Annotated in this window: 5 protein-coding genes; all 5 read right to left on the reverse strand. The window is 45.6% G+C overall.

What is annotated here, in order from left to right:
• Window positions 1–950: Gfo/Idh/MocA family protein (locus ACO4PX_RS08130; RefSeq protein WP_485572227.1), on the reverse strand; the 950-nt coding region annotated here is incomplete at its 3' end.
• Window positions 951–1,123: 173 nt separating this feature from the next.
• Window positions 1,124–2,098 carry an ABC transporter permease gene (locus ACO4PX_RS08135; RefSeq protein ID WP_315270405.1) on the reverse strand — a complete coding sequence of 325 codons (975 nt, stop codon included), beginning with the start codon at window positions 2,096–2,098 and terminating at the stop codon, window positions 1,124–1,126.
• A 1-nt stretch (window position 2,099) separates the two neighbouring features.
• Window positions 2,100–3,593 (reverse strand): sugar ABC transporter ATP-binding protein, encoded by a 1,494-nt coding sequence (locus ACO4PX_RS08140; protein ID WP_485572228.1) that lies wholly within the window; start codon window positions 3,591–3,593, stop codon window positions 2,100–2,102.
• 205 nt (window positions 3,594–3,798) lie between these two features.
• Window positions 3,799–4,920, reverse strand: coding sequence for a sugar ABC transporter substrate-binding protein (locus ACO4PX_RS08145; RefSeq protein ID WP_485572229.1), 1,122 nt, complete (start codon window positions 4,918–4,920; stop codon window positions 3,799–3,801).
• 98 nt (window positions 4,921–5,018) lie between these two features.
• Window positions 5,019–5,720, reverse strand: a 702-nt coding sequence (locus tag ACO4PX_RS08150; protein ID WP_485572230.1) for a Gfo/Idh/MocA family protein, incomplete at its 5' end; no start/stop codon positions are given.

The raw sequence follows: 5,720 nt of genomic DNA on the forward strand, positions 1-5,720 counted from the left end.
CGGGTTCCGTCATATACGGAAAGCTTCGGCTTCTTCTTTTCGATAATACACTGAACAAATTCCTGCATTTCCAAAAGGTACGCCTCATCAAATCTTTCCGGGAAACTTTCTACACATTCCTGTCTTACACCGTAGCGGTCATAGAGGATGGCAAGATTCTTCTCCGGCACGGGACTGATTCTGATGCTGCCTTCCGTTCCCACGATTTCTGTTTCAATATGGTAGCCATGGGCTGCGGTTCTTCCCACATGAAGCTCTGCGATGCCCCCATTTTCCAGTTGGAACAATGCCGCACCGGTTTCCGTATCGTTGCAGGATAAAAATTCCGGATGCTTAAAGTTTGCTCCCAGGGCGTAGACTTCCTTTACTTCACTTCCTAAAAACCAACGAATCAGATCCACATCATGGCTAGCCATATCGATAAAAAGGCCTCCGCTGGTTGGGGCAAACTTGATAGCACCCTCTACAGCCGCCTCCGGATCGATTCCGGTTGCCTTTACCATATAGGGAATTCCGATTGCACCCTCTTCAATCTTTTTCTTCGCGTAACTGTAAGAGGGATCAAAACGGCGCATAAAGCCTAAGAAGAATACCTGGTCGGGATGGGTCTCCACTGCCTTCTCCGCCTTTTTACATTCTTCCACATCCACCCCAAGAGGCTTTTCCGTAAAGACATGAAGACCCTTGGCCAAAGCTTTTTCAATCTGATCACAGTGGCAGGGGCTGGAGCTTACGATGGCTACCGCATCTATATCTGCCTTGTCCAACATCTCTTCATAAGATGTAAAAGTTTCTGAAACCTTCAATTCCTCCTTTGCATACTGTAATTCCGCTTCCATAATGGAACAGGCAGCCACCAGCTTTGCTCCGGGAATTTTAAAGGCTATGTTTCTTGCGTGTACCTTTCCTAAGCGTCCCAGTCCTACGATGCCCACTTTAATCTCGCTCATATTTTTCTCCTATTGTTGTATGTTTTCTATTTGTATTGTTTCCATAAAAAAATCACGGATTTGTTCACTAACAGTGGAGTTATTCTTGCCCACATTTTTTAGGAACAAATCCGCTTTAGATTCATTTTTCAGCTATTCAATTTTCGATGGAATAGACCTGCTGGAAATTTGTCTTATTTCTTTTTCTTCTGCATTCTCTCTCTTGTTACATCCAGAAGTACGGCGCCAATGATTACCAAGCCAAGCACAAGGTTCTGCCAAGCGGATGGTACGGAAAGAAGGGTAAATCCGTTTCTGAGTACCGCAATAATTAATGCGCCCAGCATGGTTCCTACCATGGTTCCTTTTCCTCCCATGAAGGATGCTCCACCGATGATACAAGCTGCAATGGCGTCTGTATCATAGGGCTGAATAGCATTTGCACCGTTGGAGATTCCGGAACGGCCGATGGATACGATTCCTGCAAAACCTGCCATAAAGCCGGAAAGCACATAGCAGAAGGTTAATACATTGTCCGCATTGATTCCGGAAAGGCGGGTAGCCTCCATATTTCCTCCTGCACAGTAGATGGAACGACCTAAGGCAGTTTTTGTCAGAAGGATATGCATCAGGATATAAATGGCGATAACCACCACGAAGCTGATGGGGAATCCCCCTAAGATGGTGGCACTTCCCAGTACCATGATGCCCTCTGCTCCGGTGTTGGAGAAGCTGATCATCTGAGAGGAAGTGATAATTAAAGCTGCTCCCCAAAGCACATTCTTCATACCCAGAGTGGATACGAAGGGGTGAGGCAGGTGAAGACGGGTAAGAAGAAGACCGTTAATCAGTCCCACAACACCGCCTACTACTAACACAGCCAAGAACAAGAATACCGGATTGGTCACTCCCATTCTTACCATAGCTCCTGCCACACAGGCTCCAAAGGTTGCCGTTGCTCCTACGGAAAGGTCGATTCCTGCAGTAATCAGAGTAAGCAGCATTCCGGTGGAAAGCAGCGCGTTAAAGGAGGTCTGCTTTAAGATGGACATCAGATTTGCCTTATCCAAGAAGTTGGGAGAAGCCAATGCCAATGCGATACACAGAATAATCAGTGCCGCAAATGTTCCAATATAATTACTTAAATTTCCTAATTTTGATTTTTGCATCTTATACCTCCCAAGCTGCTTTCATCACGGATTCCTGATTGAAAGCATCTGTACTTCTTGACATTTCTCCGGTGATTCTTCCTTCGCGCATTACCAGTACCCTGTCACTCATTCCCAGGATTTCCGGCATTTCGGAAGACACCATGATGACACATTTTCCCTCTTTTACCAAACGGTTAATCACCTGATACACCTCCACCTTGGCTCCTACGTCGATTCCTCTGGTAGGTTCATCCAAGATATAGATATCTGCATTGGTATTTAACCACTTTCCGATAACCACCTTCTGCTGGTTTCCGCCGGAAAGCTGTCCTACTCTTTCTTCCTGGCTGGGACACTTAATGCTTAGCTCGTTAATTCTGCCCTCACCCATGCTATCCATATCTTTCTGACTTAAGAACAAGCCCTTCTGATAGCCCTTTAAATTCGCCAAAATCAGATTATTTTGAATGGACTCATTTAAAATCAGTCCCTGTCCCTTCCGGTCCTCGGTCAGGAAAGCAATTTTAGCCCGGATAGCATCTTTGGGATTCTTAATATCCACCTTTTCCCCACGGATATAGATTTCTCCTCCGTCAATGGGGTCCGCTCCAAAGATGGCTCTCATGGTTTCTGTTCTTCCCGCACCTACCAGTCCGGAAAATCCTAAAACCTCTCCGCCATAAGCCTTAAAGGATACATTGTGGAGCACGCCCTTACGGTGAATATTCTTTACTTCCAACAATGGTTTTTCAGAACGCACCCCTGCTTCCTTCGGGAATTGGTTATCCAGAGAACGACCTACCATGGCCTTAATCAGGCTGTCATTGTCCCAATCCGCCACGTCCTTGGTATCAATGTATTCTCCGTCACGGATAACGGTAATCCGGTCACAGAGTTGGAACAGCTCCTCCAGCTTATGGGACACGAAGATAATGCCAATCCCCTGCGCCCGTAAATCTCTACAGATTTTCAAAAGCTCTTCTACCTCTTTTTCCGATAAGGAAGAGGTAGGCTCATCCATGATGATACACTTGGCATTGGCCAGGAGCGCCTTGGAGATTTCAATCATCTGTTGAACTCCCATGCCGTAGTGTCCTGCCGGCTTCCGTACATCCACGTCCAATCCCAACTTCTTCATCATGTCCTGGGCAATCTGGTGCATTTTCCCATAGTCCAGTAAAGGCCCTTTACGAATCCACTTGTTGATAAACATATTGTCGGTTACCGAAAGCAGCTTCTCAATATTCAATTCTTGGTATACGCAGGAGATTCCCGCAGAAATGGCCTGCTGTGGAGTTTTAAATTGTCTTTCCTGTCCTTCTACGATGATCTGCCCCTCATCCGGATGGTATACCCCAGTTAATACTTTAATCAGCGTAGACTTTCCTGCTCCATTCTCTCCGATCAATCCTAAAATCTCGCCTTTACGTACATCTAACTGCATCTTGCTTAGCGCAACCACACCGGGGAAGGTCTTGCGTACATCTTTCAGTTGTACAATACTTTCCTTCATGCTTTCCCCTTTATTTTACTCTTGTGTATAGTGCCTGTTATGATTTTCACAAAAATGTATTTGAAAAAAATTTCTTTTTTATCTTCTTTCGAGAAAAGGGATGTTTTCTTATGAGGAGAAACATCCCTTTGTTGTGCTTAGATTCACTTCATTTTGCTCGGAAGCATCCGCTATCTTCCGGCTGATTTGATTTTCAAAGCTATGATTACTTTCCTAAGTAAGAATTCAGGTCATCCAATCTCTTCTGTGCATTTTCCTTTGTGATGATAGAAACGCCGGAGTTGATGAACTCTGGAAGCTCTGTTCCGTTTAGCTTTGCTACAGTTGCTGCTACAGACTTGTATCCCATGTCATAAGCTTCCTGTGCAACGGACATAGACTCTGTTCCCTCAAGGATAGCCTCACATGCGGACTTGATGCCGTCGAATCCCATGAAAATGGTGTTCTTGTATGCTTCGTTGCCCTTAGCTGCTCTTGCTGCTGCGATAGCCATATCGTCATTGTTACATGCAATGATAGCGATTCCTTCAGGGTGGTTCTGCATAATAGCTTCCATAGAAGTTACAGCCTTATCTGCTACGGCGTCAGCATACTGGATTTCCTTCTCCAAGAACTCTCCGCCTGCTTCGTTGATACCTTCCTGATATCCCTTCAGTCTTGCTGTTGCTGTTCCGTCTCCCTGTACTCCGGAAATGGAGATGGCCTTAATCTCTGTCCAGCCTCTCTTCTTAGCTTCTTCAACGGCAGCCTTTCCGCCTTCTTTTGCTGCAGTGTCATTAGAAGTTCCTACGAAAGATAAAACTTCCTTAGCATCAATATTGGTATCTACTGCTACGATTGGCTTGGTCTGTCCTGCGATAAGAGTCTTAACCAGGTCAGCCTGTAATGGAGCAATAACATATCCGTCATAGCTTCCGGAGTTTAAGTCTGTCTCGATCATATTCTGCTGCTCGTCATAAGCAGTCTCGGAGCTTGCTCCCTTAACCTCAACCTTAACATTTGGGTGATCCTTCTCAAATGCCTTTGCTCCGGCTACCACATAGCTCCAGTACTCGGAGGAGGTGGTCTTTAAGATTACGTCAATCTTATAATCCCCTTCGAAGCTTGCTCCGGCTAATGGATCCTCGGAAGAATCGGACTTCGCCTCAGCCTTCTCCTCTGTCTTGCCTTCCTTAGCTTCTGTAGACTTTGCCTCTTCGGACTTGCCTTCCTCGGACTTAGCCTCGGTTCCTGCATTTTCTGTCTTGGTCTCAGTCTTGTCACATCCTGTAAGAGCGAAGGAAAGAGCAGATGCTGCCATTAAAACTACAAGTGCTTTTTTAAACATTTTGATTACCTCTCTTATAAAATGGATTTTTGTTCCTCTTGGAACGGGTTATTTTATCGATCAAGAACATTTCTCTTCTATATAGAAGAATTCTGCTCTTAGATTTCACTAAGCTGTACAGGGCGCTTCTCTAACAGAGACTTTCTTGCCGCCATAGCCACCCGTACGGATTCCAAACCGTCCTTACCGCCTACAGGTACTTCCTTGCCCTCCAATACTGCATCTACGAAGTCCTCCATTTCCGCAATAAAGGCATCGTTATATCTCTCTAAGAAGAACCATGTGGGCTTTGCTCCCTCCACACCGGATGCAGTGCTGATATAAGCTTCATTTTCCAGATTGTTGTTGTCCTGTACACAACCCTTTTCGCAATGTACTTCCACTCTTTGGTCATAACCGTAGGGCGCCTGACGACAGTTGTCGATTACGCCGATGGCACCGTTGGCAAACTTCAAGGTTACGATAGCGGTATCCACATCGTCATACTTTGCAAAGTCAGGATTTACCAGGCAAGCGCCTACTGTGTTTACCTCGGTAATGTCGGAGCCTGCAAGGTAACGAACCATGTCAAAGTCGTGAATCATCATATCCATAAAGATTCCGCCGGATACTGCCACATAGGACATAGGTGGTGCTTCAGGGTCTCTGGAGCAAACCTTTACTACATAAGGCTTTCCTAACTGGCCGGATGCCACCACATCTCTTACCTTCTTGTGAGAACGATCGAAACGACGAACGAATCCAAGCTGTAATTTTACCTCTGCCTTTTCTACCTCCGCCAAAGCTTCCTTAATCTTGTC

The organism is Oribacterium sp. (assembly GCF_057249185.1).